Origin of the sequence: Streptomyces sp. NBC_00083, assembly GCF_026343295.1 — a bacterium.
GTDB lineage: Bacteria > Actinomycetota > Actinomycetes > Streptomycetales > Streptomycetaceae > Streptomyces.
The window spans coordinates 3,445,839-3,465,298 of record NZ_JAPELY010000001.1; the positions used below are offsets into that span (position 1 = coordinate 3,445,839).

At 70.2% G+C, this 19,460-nt stretch carries 15 protein-coding genes; 7 read left to right on the forward strand and 8 right to left on the reverse strand.

What is annotated here, in order from left to right; translation table 11 throughout:
- Positions 1 to 2,754 carry an alkaline phosphatase family protein gene (locus OOJ98_RS15450; RefSeq protein WP_267055262.1) on the forward strand — a complete coding sequence of 918 codons (2,754 nt, stop codon included), beginning with the start codon at positions 1 to 3 and terminating at the stop codon, positions 2,752 to 2,754.
- Between the two features lie 96 nt (positions 2,755 to 2,850).
- Here the strand turns inward: OOJ98_RS15450 and OOJ98_RS15455 are convergent, their stop codons facing one another.
- Entirely contained in the window at positions 2,851 to 3,384 is a 534-nt protein-coding gene (locus tag OOJ98_RS15455) for a helix-turn-helix domain-containing protein (protein ID WP_267055263.1), read from the reverse strand.
- Positions 3,385 to 3,551: 167 nt separating this feature from the next.
- Between OOJ98_RS15455 and OOJ98_RS15460 the strand changes: the two genes are divergently transcribed.
- A complete protein-coding gene (locus OOJ98_RS15460) occupies positions 3,552 to 4,820 on the forward strand; it encodes a benzoate/H(+) symporter BenE family transporter (protein WP_267055264.1) in 1,269 nt (422 codons plus the stop codon).
- 41 nt (positions 4,821 to 4,861) lie between these two features.
- Here OOJ98_RS15460 and OOJ98_RS15465 read toward each other — a convergent pair whose 3' ends face one another.
- Positions 4,862 to 5,599, reverse strand: coding sequence for an SDR family NAD(P)-dependent oxidoreductase (locus OOJ98_RS15465; protein WP_267055265.1), 738 nt, complete (start codon positions 5,597 to 5,599; stop codon positions 4,862 to 4,864).
- A 196-nt stretch (positions 5,600 to 5,795) separates the two neighbouring features.
- Between OOJ98_RS15465 and OOJ98_RS15470 the strand changes: the two genes are divergently transcribed.
- On the forward strand, positions 5,796 to 6,977 hold the full coding sequence (locus OOJ98_RS15470) for a permease (protein WP_267055266.1): 1,182 nt from the start codon (positions 5,796 to 5,798) through the stop codon (positions 6,975 to 6,977).
- A gap of 333 nt (positions 6,978 to 7,310) precedes the next feature.
- On the opposite strand, the gene OOJ98_RS15475 is transcribed toward OOJ98_RS15470, so the two are convergent.
- Positions 7,311 to 7,985 (reverse strand): LAETG motif-containing sortase-dependent surface protein, encoded by a 675-nt coding sequence (locus tag OOJ98_RS15475; protein WP_267055267.1) that lies wholly within the window; start codon positions 7,983 to 7,985, stop codon positions 7,311 to 7,313.
- 816 nt (positions 7,986 to 8,801) lie between these two features.
- Between OOJ98_RS15475 and OOJ98_RS15480 the strand changes: the two genes are divergently transcribed.
- Positions 8,802 to 9,647 (forward strand): glycoside hydrolase domain-containing protein, encoded by an 846-nt coding sequence (locus OOJ98_RS15480; protein WP_267055268.1) that lies wholly within the window; start codon positions 8,802 to 8,804, stop codon positions 9,645 to 9,647.
- Positions 9,648 to 9,933: 286 nt separating this feature from the next.
- Here the strand turns inward: OOJ98_RS15480 and OOJ98_RS15485 are convergent, their stop codons facing one another.
- Positions 9,934 to 10,488: a hypothetical protein gene (locus OOJ98_RS15485; RefSeq protein WP_267055269.1), complete on the reverse strand. Its 555-nt coding sequence runs from the start codon at positions 10,486 to 10,488 to the stop codon at positions 9,934 to 9,936.
- A 211-nt stretch (positions 10,489 to 10,699) separates the two neighbouring features.
- Between OOJ98_RS15485 and OOJ98_RS15490 the strand changes: the two genes are divergently transcribed.
- A complete protein-coding gene (locus tag OOJ98_RS15490) occupies positions 10,700 to 12,286 on the forward strand; it encodes an FMN-binding glutamate synthase family protein (protein ID WP_267055270.1) in 1,587 nt (528 codons plus the stop codon).
- Between the two features lie 163 nt (positions 12,287 to 12,449).
- Entirely contained in the window at positions 12,450 to 14,177 is a 1,728-nt protein-coding gene (locus OOJ98_RS15495; RefSeq protein ID WP_267055271.1) for a thiamine pyrophosphate-dependent enzyme, read from the forward strand.
- Positions 14,178 to 14,366: 189 nt separating this feature from the next.
- On the opposite strand, the gene OOJ98_RS15500 is transcribed toward OOJ98_RS15495, so the two are convergent.
- Together OOJ98_RS15500 and OOJ98_RS15505 are read right to left on the reverse strand one after the other, a co-directional pair.
- Positions 14,367 to 15,803, reverse strand: a complete 1,437-nt coding sequence (locus OOJ98_RS15500) for a cell wall metabolism sensor histidine kinase WalK (RefSeq protein ID WP_267055272.1) — start codon at positions 15,801 to 15,803, stop codon at positions 14,367 to 14,369.
- Positions 15,796 to 16,473, reverse strand: a complete 678-nt coding sequence (locus tag OOJ98_RS15505) for a response regulator transcription factor (protein ID WP_267055273.1) — start codon at positions 16,471 to 16,473, stop codon at positions 15,796 to 15,798. The genes OOJ98_RS15500 and OOJ98_RS15505 overlap by 8 nt, the downstream gene beginning before the upstream one ends.
- 133 nt (positions 16,474 to 16,606) lie before the next feature.
- Between OOJ98_RS15505 and OOJ98_RS15510 the strand changes: the two genes are divergently transcribed.
- The gene (locus tag OOJ98_RS15510) at positions 16,607 to 17,182 is read left to right on the forward strand and encodes a hypothetical protein (RefSeq protein ID WP_267055274.1); all 576 of its coding nucleotides are present in this window, start codon (positions 16,607 to 16,609) and stop codon (positions 17,180 to 17,182) included.
- 228 nt (positions 17,183 to 17,410) lie between these two features.
- Here OOJ98_RS15510 and OOJ98_RS15515 read toward each other — a convergent pair whose 3' ends face one another.
- Complete coding sequence (locus OOJ98_RS15515) at positions 17,411 to 19,021, reverse strand: thiamine pyrophosphate-binding protein (protein WP_267055275.1); 1,611 nt, start codon at positions 19,019 to 19,021, stop codon at positions 17,411 to 17,413.
- The gene (locus OOJ98_RS15520; RefSeq protein WP_267055276.1) at positions 19,018 to 19,407 is read right to left on the reverse strand and encodes a hypothetical protein; all 390 of its coding nucleotides are present in this window, start codon (positions 19,405 to 19,407) and stop codon (positions 19,018 to 19,020) included. The genes OOJ98_RS15515 and OOJ98_RS15520 overlap by 4 nt, the downstream gene beginning before the upstream one ends.
- Positions 19,408 to 19,460: the final 53 nt, after the last annotated feature.

The window sequence follows — 19,460 nt, forward strand, 5'->3', positions numbered from 1 at the left end:
GTGCAGGTAACACGTCGGCGCCGGATCAGCGAGGACCGGCAGATCGCGCTCTTCGGCAGACGCCCCGGCCGCCGCACCACCCTCGTCACGGCGGGCATCGCCGTGGCCCTCGGCGTCACGGGAACAGCCGTCGCCTCGACCTACCAGTTCGGCACCCAGCAGGTCGGCCAGGTCACCGCCAGGGGCCAAGTCATCTCCAGCGACCAGTACATCGCGCCGTACGGCACCCGCACCGTCATCAACGACGGCAAGATCATGTCGTCCGCGCCCAGCCCGGACGGCACCCGTCTCGCCGCCACGGTCACCGACGGCGACGCCTCGCTGGTCATCATGGATCTCGCGTCCGGGCAGGTGAAGCAGCGCATCGGCACCAACGCTGCCGACGGCCTGCGCATCAAGAGCGGCGCGGTCGGCCAGGAGGGGCCGACGTACTCACCGGACGGGAAGCAGCTGTGGCTCGGCCAGAGCGACGGATACACCAGGTTCACCGTGGGCGCCGACGGCATCCTGTCCGACCCGGTCGTCTTTCCCATCGCGGCCGACGGTTCGAAGCACGCCCTGGTGGGCGCCGCGGTGTTCTCGGCCGACGGCGCGACCGTGTACGGCGCCGTGAACGGCCAGAACCGGGTCGTCGCGATCGACGCGGCCACCGGCGCCGTCCAGCACAGCTGGGCCGTGGGCAACGCCCCGCGCGGCCTCGCGCTGGCCGGCGGCAAGCTGTACGTCAGCAACGAGGGCGGCCGCCCGGCCAAGGCGGGCGACACCACGATCAACTCTTACGGCACTCAAGTGCCGGCGAACCCGGCCACCGGCGCCACCACCACCGGCACGCTGAGCGTCATCGACGTGTCCGACCCTTCGGCGGCCGTCCGCAGTATCGACGTCGGTCTGCACCCGACCGCGGTGTACGCGAAGCAGGGCACGGTGTTCGTCACCAACACGGCGGACAACTCGGTGTCGGTCGTCGACTCCCGCAAGGACAGGGTCGTCCAGACCATCGCCACCCGGCCATGGCCCGAGGCATCGGTCGGCTACGAGCCCAACGCCGTGACGCTCACCGACGACGGCCACCTGCTGGTGACGCTCGGCCGCGCCAACGCGGTCGCCGTATTCCGCTACGCCGCTCCCCAGCAGCCGGCCAACTACATCGGCCTCCTCCCGACGGACTACTTCCCCGCACAGGTCACCACGGTCGGCCGGGAAGTCATCGTCTCCAACACCCGTGGCATCGACGCCCGGCGGCCCGGCGGCACCGCGCACGGCACTCACGACACGACGTCGAGCCTGACACGGTTCAACCTGCCCGGCGACCAGGTCATCAGGGCCCAGACGGCCAAGGTGTTCCAGCAGAACGGCTGGACCAACGGATCGGTCACCTCGGCCAAGGGGAAGAGCCACACCAAGCCGGTGCCCGTCCCCGCCCGGCTCGGCGACCCCTCGACGATCAAACACGTCTTCCTGCTCGTCAAGGAGAACCGCACCTACGACCAGGTCTTCGGCGATCTCCCGCAGGGCAACGGCGACGCGTCGCTGACGCAGTTCGGCGCGAACGTGACCCCGAACCAGCACGCGCTGGCCCAGCAGTTCGGCCTCTACGACAACTTCTACGACATCGGCACGAACTCGGCCGAGGGCCACAACTGGCTGATGCAGTCCGACAATCCGGAGTACACCGAGTCCTCGGCCGGCGAGTACACGCGCAGCTACGACACCGAGGACGACGCCCTCGGCCACCAGAAGTCCGGCTTCCTCTGGACGGGTGCGCAGGCAGCGGGGAAGACGGTCAAGGACTACGGGGAGTTCCAGTCGCTGGAGACCAAGCCCTCCGGCGCGACCTGGCAGAACCTGTACTGCGACTCGAAGACCATGGCCACGACCGGCCGTCCGAGCGCGTATCCCATCAAGACCGGCTCGGCGATCCCCTCGCTCAACAAGGTCTCGGTGCCCGGATTCCCGCTGTTCGACCTCGACGTCCCGGACATCTACAAGAACGAGATCTGGAAGCAGGACTTCGAGAAGAACGGCCCCGCGAACCTGAACATGTTCTGGTTCTCCAACGACCACACGGGTGGCCCGGCGAGTCCAGCCGCGGCGGTGGCGGACAACGACCTCGCCGTCGGCAGGATGGTCGACGAGATCTCCCACAGCACGTACTGGAAGGACTCGGCGATCTTCGTCGTCGAGGACGACTCCCAGGCCGGCCTCGACCATGTCGACGGCCACCGCGCCCCGGTCCAGATCATCAGCCCGTGGGCCGCGCACGGCACTGTCGACCAGCACTACTACTCGCAGATCACCCTGATCCGCACCATCGAGCAGATCCTCGGGATCCACCCGATGAACCAGAAGGACAGCGCGGCCACCCCGATGTCCGGTGCCTTCACCCGCAAGCCGGACAACACCCCCTTCACCGCTGTCCCCAACCGGACGTCACTGACACTCGGCGTGAGCCCGCAGCCGTCCTGCGGCACGGACGCCCCGGCGGCGCAGGACACCGCCGCCGCGCCCGCGCCGACGTCCGTACGGGTGCCGGCGGCCGAGCAGGGACTCGCGGCGCAGTGGAAGACCTGGGCCGCGCACCAGCGCCTGACCGGCCCGAACGCCGTCCCGGACTACGCCAACCCCGCCCAGATGAACCGCTACACCTGGTACCAGACCCATGACTGGACCAAGCCCTACCCCGGTGACAGCAAGATCTACGCCCCGAACGCCGTGCCCGGCGCCTACCTGCCGTCGCCCGACTCCGACGGGTGACGGGCGTCGGCAGCGCGGGCTGAACGCACCGGAGTGTCGGCGCGACGGCCCCCGACGGCCCGGGTGGACCTGCGAGAGGAAGGTGGAGGGGGCCTCCTACGGCACCACCCGGGCCGGCACCGGACAGCGCACGAACAGGACCGCCTCCACATTCTCCGAGGCGGCTGCGTACACGTGGGGCACATCGGCCGCCCAGTGTGCCTGCTCGCCCGGGTGGACCAGCCGGGGCGAGCCGGCCGGGCCCACCCGGGCCGTTCCCGACAGGACGACGATGCGTTCCTCCGTGCCGGGGGCGTGGGCGGCCGACTCTTGGGTCGCGTCCGCCCGGATCCGGATGCGGAACACGTCGGTGACCGCCTCGGCGCTCTCGAACCTCTCGCTGAGGGTCGCGTCCACGGCCGCACCCGACACCCTGACCGGCTCGTCGACGTTCAGGACGCTGCTGAGGGGGACGTCCAGAGCGCGGGTGAGCGCGTACAGGGTCTCCAGTGTCGGGTTGCGCTGGCCGGTCTCCAGCTCCGACAGCGTGCCCTTGCCGATGGCGGAGCGGCGCGCCAGTTCGGACAAGGACAGCCCCTGATCCGTTCGGAGCTCCTTCAAGCGCCGTCCCACCTGGTCCGCAAGAGCCACGCTTCTTCTCCGCTCAGTTGTCGGCACCCTGCTGCCCGTTGACTGCGACGACGCCTCCGGCTTAACGTTTCGCAAGCATAGCGTTCTGTATATGGAACGCAGGGGCAGGTCTCGGAGCGGCCTCGGTCTCCCCGGAAGCCCGTGCCCAGCAGAACGGGAGTACTGAAGTGTCCGATCGAACCATCCGCCGACTCGCGCCGGCGTCGGCCGTCACGGCGGGGCTCATCGCGGTGCTGGTCGGCGTCACCAGTTCCGCCGCGATCGTCTTCACCGCCGCCCGGACGGCCGGCGCCGGGCCCGGGGAGGTCACGTCGTGGATGCTGGCGCTCGGCGTCGGCATGGGAGCCACCTGCATCGGGCTGTCCCTGCGCTACAAGGCCCCGGTGGTCACGGCCTGGTCCACACCGGGCGCCGCGCTCCTCGTGTCCGCACTCGGCGGGGTGACGATGGCTCAGGCGACCGGAGCCTTCCTGGTGTCAGCCGCACTGATCCTGCTCAGCGGTCTGACGCGATGGTTCGAGCGGGTCATGAGCCGCGTCCCGGTCTCCCTTGCGGCGGGGCTGCTGGCCGGGGTGCTCGTACAGTTCGGCACCGGTCTGTTCGCCCGCATGCACGGCCATTTCACGCTCGTCTTCCCGATGTTCGCGGTCTACCTCGTGGGGCGGCGCGTCGCCCCACGCTTCGCCATCGTCGGACCGCTCGTGGTGGGCGTGGCGATCGCCGCCGCGCAGGGCTCGCTGAAGGCGGCCGGGGTGCGCTTCGACTTCGCGCAACCGGTGTTCACCGCACCGGAGTTCTCCGGGCAGGTGATCATCGGTGTCGCGCTGCCGCTGTTCGTCGTGACGATGGCCTCGCAGAACCTGCCGGGCGTCGCGGTACTGCGGGGCGCCGGGTACGAGCGCGTGCCCATTTCGCCGTTGATCAGCTGGACCGGTGCGGTCAACCTGCTCCTCGCTCCCTTCGGTTGCTTCGGCCTGAACCTCGCCGCCATCACGGCGGCCATCTGCACCGGCCGCGAGGCCCACGAGGACCCCGAACGGCGCTACCTCGCCGGCGTGTGGGCCGGGGTGTTCTACCTCCTTGTCGGTGTGTTCGGCGGGGCCGTGGGTTCGCTGCTTGCCGCGATGCCGGACGCCCTGGTCCTGGGCATCGCAGGGCTCGGACTGCTCGGCACCATCGGCAACTCGCTGGCCTCGGCGCTGGGCGACGACGACGGGCGGGAGGCCGCCGTCATCACCTTCCTCGCGACGGCATCAGGTGTGACGCTGCTCGGCATCGGATCGGCGTTCTGGGGACTGCTGGCAGGGGTGCTGACACTCGCGGTGACGCGCGTCCGCATGCCGCGCCGTCCCGCAACGCCGAACCGCCGCCCGACCGTTCCTGCCCCCGCCCCTGCCCCCGAGGCCGAGGTGACGGGCCCGGCCACCGCCGCGTGAGGTGGCCCTGGTCCTGGTCTACCGTCCGGCGCGGGACCGGCTCAGGCCAGACCGCCCGTGGCCCGCAGGTTCTGGCCGGTGATCCAGCGACCGTCCGGACTCGCGAGGAATGCGACGACGTCGGCCACGTCCGACGGCTGTCCCAGCCGGCCGAGAGGCGTCATCCCGGCGACCGTCTGGAGAGCCTGCGGGGGATTGGTGCCCCGCAGCATCTCGGTGTCGGTCGCGCCGGGAGAGACGGTGTTGACCGTGATGCCGCGCGGCCCGAGCTCCCGGGCGGCGACCGCGGTCAGCTGTTCGATGGCGCCCTTGCTGGCCGCGTAGGGCCCGATGCCCGCCACGGGACGCACGGTGTTCATGGTGGAGATGTTCACGATCCGTCCTTCGTCGCGCATGTGCCTGGCGGCGTAGCGCATCGTCAGAAAGACCGACCTGGTGTTGCCGGCCATCACGTCGTCGAACACCTCGGCCTCGGTCTCGGCGAGCGGGGAGGGAGTGAACGACACCGCCGCGTTGTTCACCAGGAGGCTCAGGCTGCCGAGGTGCGCTTCGGCGGCTTCCATCAACCGCTCCGCGGCGTCCCGTTCCTTCAGGTCCATCCGTATGGCTCGGACCGTGCCGCCGCTCGCCTGTACGGCCCGGACCACATCGGCTGCGGCTTCCTCGCTGGTGGCGTAGTTGAAGACAACCTCCGCTCCGTCGCGGCACAAGCGTTCAACAATCGCCCGGCCGATTCCTCGGGAGCCACCCGTGACGACGGCAGTCATGTCTGTGAGCATCGATCCTCCGCGCTGACGCAGTGATGATCCTGGAAGCTCGAACGTACTGAGGGCGCCGCTTCCGTGCCGCCGCTTTCGCCGAGCGCGCTACGGCACCACCTCTGCGGCTGCCACGAGGGCGCCCGGTTCGCGGACCGTGCCCACCGGGTCCGCGTGTCCGCGAGCGGGGCCCGGCTGAAGAGGGAAGGCTTCACGGATGCATGCCATCCTCCACGCCCTGTCCATCACCGGAGCCATGACGTGGGACATCACCTGGGCCCTGATCCTGGGCTTCGCCCTGTCCGCCGTCGTCCAGGCCGTGGTACGCCGGTCCACCGTCGTCGCCCTCCTCGGCGACGACCGCCCCCGCACGCTCGCGCTCGCCGCCGGCCTGGGCGTGGCGTCCTCTTCCTGCTCCTACGCCGCGGTGGCACTGGCCCGCTCCCTGTTCCGCAAGGGCGCGAACTTCACAGCGGCGATGGCCTTCGAGATCGCCTCCACCAACCTGGTCGTCGAACTCGGAGTGATCCTGGCGCTGCTGATGGGCTGGCAGTTCACCGCCGCCGAGTTCGTCGGCGGACCCATCATGATCGTCCTGCTCGCGGTGCTGTTCCGACTGCTCCTGCGCGACAAAATGCTCCGCGAGGCTCGCGTGCGGGCCGAACGCGGCGTCGCCGGCTCGATGGAGGGCCACGCCGCGATGGACATGTCAGTCAAGCGCGAAGGCTCCTTCGCCCGAAGGCTGTTCTCCCCGGAGGGCTTCACCTCCACGGCGCACGTCTTCGTCATGGAATGGGCGGCGATCCTGCGCGACCTGGTCATCGGGCTGCTCATCGCCGGTGCCATCGCCGCCTGGGTTCCCGACTCGTTCTGGCGCGCCTTCTTCTTCGACGGCCACCCGCTGGCATCCAAGCTGTGGGGTCCGGTCATCGGCCCGCTGGTGGCGATCGCCTCGTTCGTGTGCTCGGTCGGCAACGTGCCGCTCGCGGTCGTCCTGTGGAAGGGAGGCATCAGCTTCGGCGGGGTGGTGGCGTTCATCTTCGCCGACCTGCTGATCCTGCCGATCCTCAACATCTACCGGAAGTACTACGGGGCCAGGATGGCCGCCTTTCTCCTCGGCACGTTCTACCTGGCCATGGTCGTCGCCGGATACGTCGTGGAGTTCGCCTTCGGGGGCCTGGGTCTTGTCCCCGACCGCGAGGACGCGAAGATCCCCATGGAGGGCGTGACGTGGAACTACACGACGTGGCTCAACATGGCCTTCCTCGTGGTGGCGGCAGCCCTGCTGCTGCGCTTCCTGCGCACCGGCGGAGTGCCCATGCTCCGCATGATGGGCGGCTCACCCGACGCCGGTCATGACCAGGGCGACGACGCGGGGCATGGCCACGGCCGGGGGTAGGTGCCGCACCCGGAGGCAAGCGCACGACGACGGTCTCGCCGAGGGGGGGGGCCTCTCACTGAGAGGGGCGACGGCCTCACCCCGGGGGGTGGTGCTGATCCGGTTCCGGAACCGCCGGTCGGCAGGAACGCCGTCCTCGCGCCGACTCGAGCAGGGAGTGCAGAGATGGTCAACAGGGTCGTGCGGCGACGCAGGTTCGTTGGCGCGAGGGGTGGCCCGTCAGACGAGCGAGTCGGGCCCTTACGTGTACGGCGCCCGGCAGGGCGGGCGCCGTACACGCGCGGCGAGACCTACCGGTCCCATGTCCCCGAGTTCCGCGCCGCTGGCCTTGGCTTAGTGCCGCCCGGCCGCCGTGCGGCGGCGCATCGCGAACAGGACTCCTGCCCCGGCGGCGATCACCACGGCAGCCGACCCGGCGATCAGAGGGGCGTCGCTGCCGCCACCCGTCTCGGCGAGCGCAGTGCCCGCGGGCGAAGACGCGGCGGCCGAGGGGGCGGAGGGGGCCGGAGAGACCGACGCGACCGGCGCGGCTGCTGACGAAGTCGGCTTCGCGGTGGTGACCGTCGAGGCCGAGGGGACGGGCTTGGCCGAGGTACCGGCCGGGTGGGAGGCCGTCGGCGCACACGGAGTGTCCGGGGAGACCGGCAGGTTCGTCAGCCGCTCGTCGACGAGGGGGCCCGCCGTCACGGAGACGTTCCACTGGTAGCCCTGGAGCCACGGCACCAGGATCGTCGTGCTCACACCCTTGGCCGTGGGATGGGCGATGTGTGCCGTACCGAGGGTCTCGCCGTCGAAGCCGGACGCCATCCGCACCCGTACGGTGATGTCGGCAGGCGTGCCGGACGGGTCCTTGTCCGTGATCGTGATGGCGGCACGGGCTTCCCCCGTGCTGGTGTCGCAGGTTGCCTTCGTGGTGAAGTCGCCGATGCTGCAGGCATCGGCACTACCGGCGGCGAGGAGCACGATGCCGGCCGAGGCGGCGGCTATGAGGGCAGGCTTGATCTTCACGGGTCCCTCCCCAGGGAAACGATCCAAGAGCGGTCCCGGAAGCGGGACACAGCTCGCCGCGGGTGCACACCAGCGGAAGGCCTCGCGGCCGGAGGAGCCTGACGAAGCGGCTCATCATTACACCCCCGCCGGACCACCACCACACCAGTCCCAGCAGTGAAACCACGCCCGTCGGCCCCCATGGGGCACGGGGGAATGACATCAGATCCAGGTAGTCGGAAGGCGCTGCTGATGCCGTCTGATGACTGCGGCTGAGATGGGCCACAGGCACGACGCGCTCGGCCCAGGGCGCATCGGTGCGAAGCACCATGGGCCTCCCGGGCAACGCCACCCGGTCAGCAACGGGGGCGCCCTCCCCACGCTTCCTCGTACAGAACGGACACCCAAACAAGGACAGCTCTACCGATAGAGCCCACGAGTGCGCTGCGTTGGGCGAGCGCCGTCCTTCAACGGCGAGGGGGCGGGCGCCGGGCGAAGGACATGGGCGTGGCCACGTCCGGCCTGGGCGAGGAGGCGTACGCCGCGCCGTCCGTCGACCCGGCCCGAGCGACTGACGGCGGTACGGGTGACGGTCGTCGTGGGCCCTCGCGCGGAGGAATGACCGAGCGGCCGGCCCATGCGGAATTTGCGCCTCCTTGACCAAGGCTTGTATAGGTGAAGATCACGGAATCCTCACGGGGTTGAGCGCCCTGGATATCCTCTGGTGCGCTCAGGGGGACGAACGGCGGACGCCGATGCCTCCGCCGCACCGCTCAAGTGGCGCGGACGCTGCCGCGCTCCGCACAGCATCAGCACAGGAACAAAGGGTGGGGACCAATGTCTGACAAGTCGCGCAAGCCCGCGCACCGGCTCTCCAAGAGAAACCGCTACATAGGCTGGGGTGTGGCCGGTGCCGCGGTGGCCGCGACGGGCGGCCTGATCGCGCAGAGCGCGTCGGCGGCTCCCGCGTGGCCCGCGCAGAAGACGTTCACGGGTCTCGCGTTCGACACCTGTGCGGCTCCTTCCGCCGCTGCGATGAAGGCCTGGAAGCCGGGTCCGTACGGGGCCGCGGCGGTCTACGTCGGCGGAAAGAACCGCGGCTGCGCGCAGCCGAACCTCACCGCGTCCTGGGTGAAGACGGTCACCGCCCAGGGCTGGAAGCTGATCCCGTTGTACGTGGGAGCCCAGCCCTCCTGCCAGACCGGCAAGAGCCCGGAGAAGATGACGGCCGCCAACGCGACCTCCCTCGGCGCCTCGGACGGCGCGGACGCCGTGGCCAAGGCGTCCGCGCTCGGCATGAAGGCGGGCAGCGCGATCTACCTGGACATGGAGCCGTACGACGTCAAGAACACGGCGTGCAACAACGCGGTCCTCTCTTACGTGCGCTCGTTCACCAAGACGCTGCGGGCCAAGACGTACCGGGCGGGTTACTACGGCTTCAGCACCTCGAGCGCCGCAGCCGTCGCCACGGCCACGGACCGCACCGACCTGCCGGGCAACCTCTGGTACGCGAAGTGGGACAACACCAACACGACCACCAGCGACTGGCCCTGGGCGAGCAAGCTCTACACCGACCACAGCCGCGGCCACCAGTTCATGGTCAACAGCAAGGAATCCCACGGCGGTTACACCATCACCGTCGACCGCGACGCGTGGGACGCCCCGGTGGCCATCGTCGGCTGAGTGGACCCCAGCAGCCGGTCCCGATAGGTCGAGAGCCCACCAGCGGCCGGGCAGCCCGTGACGCTCGGCTCGCCGACGGGCAGTGTGGCGCGAGGTGATGGCGGGTGCGCGTGGACGTCTCCACGAGCCTGAACCAGCCGGACGCTGCCGGCATGGAGAAGCCCGCTCCTCTGGCTCTGTTCACGAGAACGGGTTCTGGCTCGACTTCTGTGGCGTGGCCACGCTGCGCGAGCGGTCCAGGTAGCGGGCGGGTGACCCATCCAGGTTGGCGAGGATGGACCGGTGGTCAGACCCCCGCCGCCTCGGCTGCCGGCCCCGTGCTCAAGAACTGCTTCGCCGCCCCAACCGCTTCCCCGTTGAGTTCCTCGACGGAGACTCCCCAACTCTCCTCCCAGCCGTCCAGGTTATGCGCGCAGCGGACGAGCGGTTCCAGTTCGTCGGGGTAACCGAGGTCGTAGGCGATGTCTGCCCAGATGAGATGGGTGCCGACGGCGGGATCCAGGGATCCGTCGGCGATCCGACCGGCGACCCAGTAGGCCATTGCCCACGTCGCGGCCCGAGGGTCAGCGGGCGGGTGGAAGAGCAGTCCCAACTCCTCCAGCACCTGGTCGAAGAGCGCCGGAGCCTCCGGCTCTTCGCTCCGGAGGAGACCGGCCAGCAGTGCGAGGGAGCGACTCTCAACCCCGGCCATCAGGGCGTCCAGCCCAGCCTGGATGAGCCGGTCAGACCCGACGTGCCTACCGAATGCCCTCTCGCGCGCGAGGTGATTGAGCTGTTTGAGAGCGTCGTCGCGGGTCATGGCAGTCCTCTCGTTCGGTGTCTGGGAGAAGGAGGTTTGCATATCCGATCCTCGTTGAGCACGGACATGATCTTGTCGAGCGACGCAGTCTCGGAGCCGGTGGGGCCGGCGCTGTCCAAGGCGCCGAGCACAATGCAGACGGCTCCGGGAGTAACCCCTTCCAGCGGGGCGAGTCCCGGTGTCTCAGGAGCGAGGAGCCCCTGGGTGGCCCGCGGCGTACATGAATGCTTCGATCCCGGATATCCGGTCATCCATGGTGCGATTTGGGGCCGTAGCCCTACTCATAGCGTGTGCCGCCGCAGCGGTGACCTCGGCGTTCGTCGTCTCGCCGTGGTGGTGGTTCGCGGGTGCCCTGCTGGGCGCCGTCGCCCTGCTGGGCTGCTACGACCTGCTCCAGCGGCGCCATTCGGTCCTGCGTAACTATCCGGTCCTCGGGCACGCCCGTTTCGCCCTGGAAGCGATCCGTCCCGAACTCCAGCAGTACTTCGTGGAGCGCAACTACGACGGCCGCCCCTACGACCGAGACACCCGCAGCATCGTCTACGAGCGGGCCAAGGGCGTGGACGCCGAGGAGCCCTTCGGCAGCGAGCGCGACATGTACAGCCGCGGCTACGAGTTCCTGGTGCCGTCGATGCACCCGGTCGACATGCCGAAGCAGGCACCCCGGGTGCGGGTCGGCGGCCCCGACTGCACCCGGCCGTACGACATGGCGCTGCTCAACGTCTCCGCGATGAGCTTCGGCTCGCTCTCCGGAAACGCCGTCCTCGCCCTCAACACGGGCGCCGCGCGGGGAGGTTTCGCCCACGACACCGGGGAGGGCGGCTTGTCCGAATACCACCTGCGTCCCGGCGGCGACATCATCTGGGAGATAGGCACCGGCTACTTCGGCTGCCGCACCAAGGACGGCGACTTCGACCCGGACAAGTTCCGCGAGAAGGCAGCCCACCCAGCCGTCAAGTGCGTCTCCCTCAAGCTTTCCCAGGGCGCGAAGCCGGGCATCGGCGGAGTGCTGCCCGGCGACAAGGTCAACAGCGAGATCGCTCAGGTCCGCGGCGTTCCCGAGGGAGAGACGGTCGTCTCACCGCCGTACCACCGCGTCTTCTCCACCCCGCGCGAGATGGTGCGGTTCCTGGCACGCATGCGCGAGCTCGCCGACGGAAAACCGGTCGGCTTCAAGCTGTGCCCCGGCGCCCGGGTGCAGTTCCTCGCCGTGTGCAAGGCGATGATCGCCGAGAGCGTCACCCCGGACTTCATCGTCGTCGACGGTGCCGAAGGCGGCACCGGCGCGGCCCCGCTGGAATTCGCCGACCACCTGGGCATGCCGCTCACTGAAGGGTTGATCACCGTCCACAACGCGCTGGTCGGCGCCGGACTGCGCGACCGCATCCGGATCGGCGCGAGCGGCAAGGTCGCCACCGGTTCCGACATCGTCAAACGCCTCGCCATGGGCGCCGACTGGACCAACGCGGCTCGCGCGATGATGTTCGCCGTCGGTTGCATCCAGGCCCAGCGCTGTCACACCAACCGCTGCCCCACCGGCGTCACCACCCAGGATCCGCGCCGGGCTCGCGCCCTGGACGTCCCGGACAAGTCCGAGCGGGTCCAACGGTTCCAGGAGGCGACCGTCTCCAGCGCCCTGAAGATCATGGCCGCGATGGGCGTCTCCGACCCCGGCGCCCTCGGCCCGCACCTGCTGCGTCGCCGTGCCACCGACAGCGACGACTTCCGCTCCTACGCGGAGCTCTACGAGTGGCTCAAGCCCGGCGAGCTCGCCCTCAACCCGCCCGCAGGGTGGGCCGCCGACTGGAAGGCCGCCGACCCCGACAGCTTCACCGGCTGATCCCTTCCTGTGCCATGTGTCCTCATTCTGTTTGGCACGGTTCGCGACGGGCGCACCGGATGTGCAGAACCGACGTCGGCACCACTGAAATCCCCCAGGCCGGACCCCGCAGGTCGCCCCCTGGAAAGTTCCACAGAAAGCCCCACAGAGAGGACATCCATTCATGTCTCGCACCGTCGCCCGCCTCCTCGCCGATGCCCTGGAAGAGCTCGGAGTGCGGCAGATCTTCGGCGTCGTGGGCGACGCCCTCAACCCGCTCACCGATGCCATCCGGACCTCGGAGGCCCTGTCCTGGGTGGGGTGCCGCCACGAGGAGGCCGCCGCGTTCGCGGCCGGAGCCCAGTCGCAGCTCACCGACACGCTGGGCGTCTGCATGGGCACCGTCGGACCTGGTTCCGTGCACCTGCTCAACGGCCTGTACGACGCGGCCAAGAGCGGCACACCCGTGCTCGCCATCGCTGGGCAGGTCCCGCGCTCCGAGGTCGGCACGGACTACTTCCAGGAGGTCGACAACGACCTCCTCTTCAAGGACGTCGCCGTCTTCCGCGCCACGGTCACCTCGCCCGAGCAGCTCCCCGCCCTCCTCGAGGTCGCCGTGCGCACCGCCATCGGCCGCCGAGGCGTCGCCGTCCTGACCCTTCCCGGCGACATCGGTGACCAGGAGCTGCCCACCGACCGTCCGCTGCGGCTTTCCGTCGCCCGCTCCGAGAACCGGCCCGACGACCCCGCCCTCGACGAGGCCGCCGACCTCATCGACCACGGCGGGAACGTCACCCTGCTCGTCGGCCGCGGGTCACGTACCTCTCGCGAGGACGTACTGGCCCTCGCCGACCGGCTCGCCGCGCCCATGGTCCTCACCCTCAAGGCCAAGGAGGGCTTCGAGGGCGACAACCCGTTCCAGGTCGGCCAGACCGGACTGATCGGCAACCCGGCCGCCGCCCACGCCATGGACCACGCCGACACGCTGGTCCTGCTCGGCACCGACTTCCCCTACCGGGAGTGGTACCCGGAAGGCAAGAAGGTCGTCCAGGTCGACCGTGTCGCCGAGCACATCGGGCGGCGCGTGCCCGTCGACGTGGCGCTCGCCGCGGACGTCGGCCCCACTGTGCGCGGGCTCCTGGAACGCGTCGCGGTCCGAGAGGACCGCAAGCACCTCGACTCCGCACGCGAGAAGTTCACGCACTGGCAGGACGGGCAGCGCCGGCTCGCCGCGCCCGGCCACGACAAGGGCCTGATCGGCAAGGTCCGCTCCGCCTTCGACAACCGCGACCACCTCATACGTCCCGAGGCACTCGCCGCCGCCGTGGACGCGGCGGCCGACGACGATGCCGTGTTCACCTCGGACACCGGCATGGCCACCGTCTGGCTCTCCCGCTTCGTCGAGATGCGCGGCAGCCGCCGGCTGATCGGCTCGTACAACCTCGGCTCGATGGCCAATGCGATGCCGCAGGCCATCGGCGCGCAGTTCCTGGACCGCGAGCGCCAAACCGTCGCGTTCTGCGGCGACGGCGGCCTGTCGATGCTGCTCGGCGACCTGATGACGATCCGTAGCGAACGACTGCCCGTCAAGCTCGTCGTCTTCGACAACCGGCGCTTGGGCATGGTCAAGCTCGAACAGGAGCAAGCGGGGCTCCCCGAGTTCGGCACCGTCCTGGACAACCCGGACTTCGCGGCGGTTGCCGAGGCGCTCGGCATCAAGGGCATCCGCGTGGAGCGCGCCGAGGATCTGGCCGACGCGGTCGAGCGCACCTTCGCCGAACCCGGACCCGTCCTCCTCGACGTGCTCACCAACCCCGACGAAATCGCGGTGCCCGCCAAGCCCACCGTCCAGCAGGGCTGGGGCTTCGCCATCGCCAAGGTGCGCGAGAACCTGCGCAGCATGGGGAGTTGAGCTCCACGGGCCGACCCGTTCCCGGCCCGGCGTACGGCCGCACTGCCTCGCCGGGCCAGGGTGGGCACCCGGGCCCGGCACCAGACTCCAGGACCCACCTCCTCCGCCGCCCTCTTCGAGCTGGAGGGCCAGGGAGTGCTGTTGGTTTGATCTGGGTGGCCGCCGCGCGCAGGCACTCCGTACAACGTGTCAGGAGCCGTCCAGCGGAAGCAGGGCCAGCAGGTGGGCCCCGGGCCCCGAGTCCTGGACGGTGAGTGAGCCGCCCAGATGGGTGGCGATGTCGCGGGCGATGGCCAGGCCGAGGCCTGAACCGCCTTGATCGCGGCTGCGGGCGTTGTCCAGCCGGGTGAAGCGTTCGAAGACCCGTTCACGATCGGCCGCCGGGATGCCTGGTCCGTCGTCGCGGACCACCAGCAGGGCTGTGCCGTGGTCCTCGTCCACGCGCAAGGTGAGCGAAACGCGGTGGTCGGCGTGCCGTTGTGCGTTGTCGAGCAGGTTGGTGACGAGCCGGGCGAGCCACAGCGTGCTTCCGCGTACGGTGATCTCCGGGGTGATCTGCGTCTCTACCGGGACCCGGTCCAGCTTGCGCGTGCGGGCCGCTTCCCGGACGACTTCCGTGAGGTCGACCGCAGCGGAGGGCGGTGCCTGCGCGGTGTCGAGCCGGGCGAGCAGCAGCAGGTCGGACGCGAGGTCCTGGAGCCGGACGGTGTCCTCCAGCGCCCCACTGACGAGCTCACTCCACAAGTCGGGGTCGGGGTGGGCCTGGGCCACTTCGAGTTGCGTACGGATCACGGTGATAGGGCTGCGCAGTTCGTGGGAGGCGTCGGCGATGAACTGGCGCTGGCGGGACACGGATGCTTCCAGGCGGTCCAGAGTGGCATTCATCGTGGCCGCGAGCCGGGCGATCTCATCCTGGCTGTGCGGTACGGGTACCCGGCGGTGCAGATCACGGTCGCTGATCTCGGCGACCTCGGCGCGGATCGCCTCGACGGGGCGCAGCGCCCAGCCGGTGACCCGCCAGGTGACCAGGGCGACGGTGAGGACGAGCAGCGGCACCGCGAAGATGAGCGAGGCCCGGATGAACTCGTCCGCCGCGTCGGCCTCCCGCAATGACGTGCCCGCGTACACGGTGATGAGGCCGTTCCCGGTGGCGGTGGTGACCTGGACGACGCGCTGTCGGTGCTCCTCGCGCACCGGACGGCCGGTCCAGGTTCCTCGTACGGTGCCCGGTGCGCTGGGGCGGGCGGTCGAGAGGGCGGGGCGGCCGGTCAAGTTGGGGCTGGCCGCGAGCACCCGCCCGTGGGCGTCGACGACCTGGAGGAAATCGGTGCCTCGGTCCGGCGTCAACACGGCGTCCAGCCGGCCTTCGGCCGCGAGACCGGCGGTGAGGACGGCCTGCCGTTCGGCGTCGGTCTGGGCGTTGCGCATCAGGTTGTTCTCCAGCAGCCCCAGCAGCCCGAAGGAAGCGATGCCGAGCGCCAGCGCGACCACGACGGACGCGCCCAGCGTGGCGCGGGCCCGCACGGACCGGGGACGGAGCCGCCGGGCGAGACTGCGGAGCAGGGCGGCGATCCGGCGGGGCGGGCCGCCAGGCGCTGCGTCGCCGTGCGCGTCCTGCTCAGCCACCGTCGGCCGCCAGCCGGTAACCCGCACCGCGGACGGTTTCCACAGCAGCCCGCCCGAAGGGGGTGTCGATCTTACGGCGCAACGCGCTGACGTGGACCTCGACGACGTTCAGGTCTCCCTCGTACGCGGCGTCCCACACCTGCTCCAGGATCTCCCGCTTGGGCACGACCTCGCCGGCGCGGCGAGCCAGGTGCACGAGCACCGCGAACTCGCGCGAGGTCAGCCGGGCTTCGGTCCCGCCCCGCGTGCAGCGCTGGCCGGCCGGGTCGATCACCAGGTCGCCGAATTCCATGATCTGCGGGCTGCGCCGGCCCGTGCGCCGGATGAGGGCGCGCAGCCGTGCCACCAGGACGACGTACGAGAACGGCTTGGAGAGGAAGTCGTCGGCGCCGGTGTCCAGGGCTTCGGCCTCGTCGTACTCGCCGTCCTTCGCGGTGAGCATCAGGATGCCGGACTCGCAGCCATCGGCGCGCAGTCGGGCGCAGACCCGGTAGCCGTTGATTCCGGGCAGCATGATGTCGAGCACAATGACGTCGTAGTCGTGCTCGCCCGCCAGCCACAGACCCTGCGGGCCGTCGTGGGCGACGTCGACTGAGAAGCCCTCTGCCTGAAGCCCTCGTTGCAGGGCCGCGGCCAGCCGCCGCTCGTCCTCGACCACCAGTACGCGCATGGGGCAAGGTTCTCAGGTCGAGCAGCCGGCTTGCTGAAGGGTTCTTCAGGTCGCTTCAGCAAAGCTTCAGCATGTTCCCCGCATGATCTGCCCGAGCCGGGCGCGTGCCCGGTGGAACGCGAGGAGCAGCCAGATGACTCAGTCCAACCCCCAGCCTCCCGAGCACCCCGTGGGTCCGGGAGATGAGGCTGCCGGGCCGACCAAGGCGGCGCGGCGCCGCGGCAGCTTCACCCGGCTGACCCGACAGGGGCGCACGCGATGGGTGGCGCTCGGGCTTGTGATCCTGATCGGCGGAGGTGTGGCGGCTGCGGCGGTGGCGGAGCACCACCACGAGGAGCGCGCCGGCGGCCGGTACGCCTCCGAGGGCCCGGACCACCGGGGCGGGCCGCGATCGGAAGGCCGGGGCGGGGAGAAGAAGACGCGGGAAGCCGGCCAGCAGCGATGGGGTGCCGCGACCGGTGGACTTGAGCAGGCCCCGGCACCGCTTCCCGCGCTGCCGGCCGCGCAGGCCGTGGACAAGGCGACCGGTGCCGTTTCCGGCGGCAAGGTCGAATCTCTGCGAGTGGTCGCCCAGCAGGGTGGCGGCAGCGCGTGGCAGGCCGTGGTGCTCGACCCCCAAGGGGTCCGGCACGTGGTGACCCTGGCCGGCGCCGACGGCACGCCCACCAGCAACACGGTGGCCCAGCAGGGCCCGGAAGCGACCCGCTGACCGAGCGGCCATGAGCCGTTCGACATATCCCTCCGGCCCGGCAGGACGGATATGTCGAACGGCGCGAGGTTCCTGCCGTGGAGCTCCGCCGTCCGCGCTCCTGCCCGCTCCGGACCAAGGACTGACCCGCCGAGCCAGAACCCCTCCTCGTGAACGGAGCCAGTCCGGATACCGATGACTGCCAAGGCCTTCTTGGGCCTTTGTTCTCGACGGACCCCGCGCACTCGGTCAGAGGTGCACGTCGATGAGGAAGGGGCGGTGGGTGGCGTAGCCGCGGACGAGGGCTTCGGTGAGGTCTGTGGCGGATTCGACCCGGCATGCCGGTACTCCCATGGAGTGGGACAGGGCGACGAAGTCCATCGCGGGTTGGTTGAGGTCCATGCCCAGGAGACGGGACGGTTCGGGTTCGCGTTGGTGCCAGTTCGCTTTGAGGACTCCGTACTCGCTGTTGTTGGTGATCACGAAGGCGATGGGGAGTTCCAAGTGGGCGGCGGTCCACAGGGCTTGAGGGCTGTAGAGGGCGGCGCCGTCGCCGATGGTGCACAGTACGGTGCCGCGGCCGCGCGCCAGGCTGGCGCCGATGGCTGCGGGTATGGCCCAGCCGAGTCCGCCGGCCACCCATTGGTACTGGTTGGCGTGGCGGAGGTCGAGGGCGGCACGGATGTGCGGGGCGGCCTGGGGGGCTTCGTCGACGACGATGGCGTGGGCGGGGAGCGTGGCGGCCAGCGCCTCGGCTGCCGAGGGGAGGCCGAGGCCTGACGGAGCGGGGGCCTCTTGGGGTGGGTCCGGCAGGGTGTGCGTGGCTGCGGCACAGGCGGGAAGAACGTCGAGCAGTGCGCTCAGGGTGGGCTGCAGTTGGCCGTGCAGGGCCAGGTCGATCGGGGTGTCGCGGCCAGGTGCGGAAGGATCCTCGGTGATCTGAACGGCCGTGGTGCGCTCGTGCAGGAGAGGGCCGGGGGCGTAGGGGTAGTAGAGGGGGAAGGGCTGTGCTCCGGCGCTGATGACCAGGCGGTAGGGGCTGAGTGTCTCGTGGATGCCGGGTACGTGGGTGGGCAGGTATCCGCGCCACAGCGGGTGCCTGGTGGGAAAGGGGTTGGTGGCGGGCCAGCCTGTTCCCCATACGGGCGCCTGCAGCTTCTCGGCGAGGGCGAGGCCCTCGGCGGGGGCGTGGCGGGCGAGTTCGTCGCCGTAGACCAGGGCGATGCTGCTGTGCGGCGTGTCATGGAGGAGTTTCGCCAAGTCTTCGGTGGGGGCTGCCGCCGCGTAACGGATCGTGGTGATTCGTGGCGCGGCCGGCCCGATTTCGTCGAGCAGATTCATGGGAAGCGACAGGAAGACCGGCCCGGTCGGCGGTGCCATGGCCATGCGGAATGCCTGACGCAGTGCCGTGCCGAGTTCTGTTCGTGTACTGACCTGGTGGGCCCACTTGACGGTGGCGCGGGCCAGGCCCGTGAGGTCGCCGGCGAGCACGGGTGCGTGGATGAGGTGGCGCAGATCCTGCTGGCCCGCCGTGACCACGAGGGGGACGCGCGCGGCGGCGGCGTTGGTGAGCGCGCCGATCCCGTTGCCGAGCCCGGCCGCGGCGTGCAGGTTGACGAAGGCGGGCCGGCCGGTGATCCGTGCGTGGCCATCGGCCATGGCAACCGCGGAGGCCTCCTGCAGTGCGAGCACGTATTGGAGGCTGCGCCGGCTCGCGAGCTGCTGGATCAGGGGGAGTTCGGTGGTGCCGGGGTTGCCGAATACGTGGCGGACGCCCTCGTCCTGGAGGACGTCGAGTACCAGCGCGGCGCCGCTGAGGCCGACGGGATCGACCGCTGTGGGGGAGTGGGTGGAGGTCATCGGGGCTCCTGGTGGTCCCGGCGCGGGCCCGCTGCGGAACGAGTGTTGCCTGCCGGGAGCTTCATCGCTGGGTCGGTGGGGTGGGTTCCGGCGATCTGCAGGTGTCCGCAGTGGCTGTGCGGGGCGTTGAGGGTGCGCAGCAGGTACGAATCGGTGGGAGCGATGTCACTGCCGCAGGCGCCGAGGCTCTCCCGGTGGCGCCCGACGGCAGCGTTCTCCCGCACGCTGTCGGTGGGACAGCCGCCACGCGCGACGCGGGCTGACTGCACGGAAGACGAGAAGGACACTCGTTCTGTCACGGCGCGGATGATCTGCTGGTCCAGCGTGTAGAGACGGTCGCGCGCCTGGGTGAGTTCAGGGCCTTCGGAGTGTCGGGCGTACGGCATGGCGAGCCCTCCGTGGGCACGGTGACGGCATCGGTGAGTCCGCTTCTGCCCGT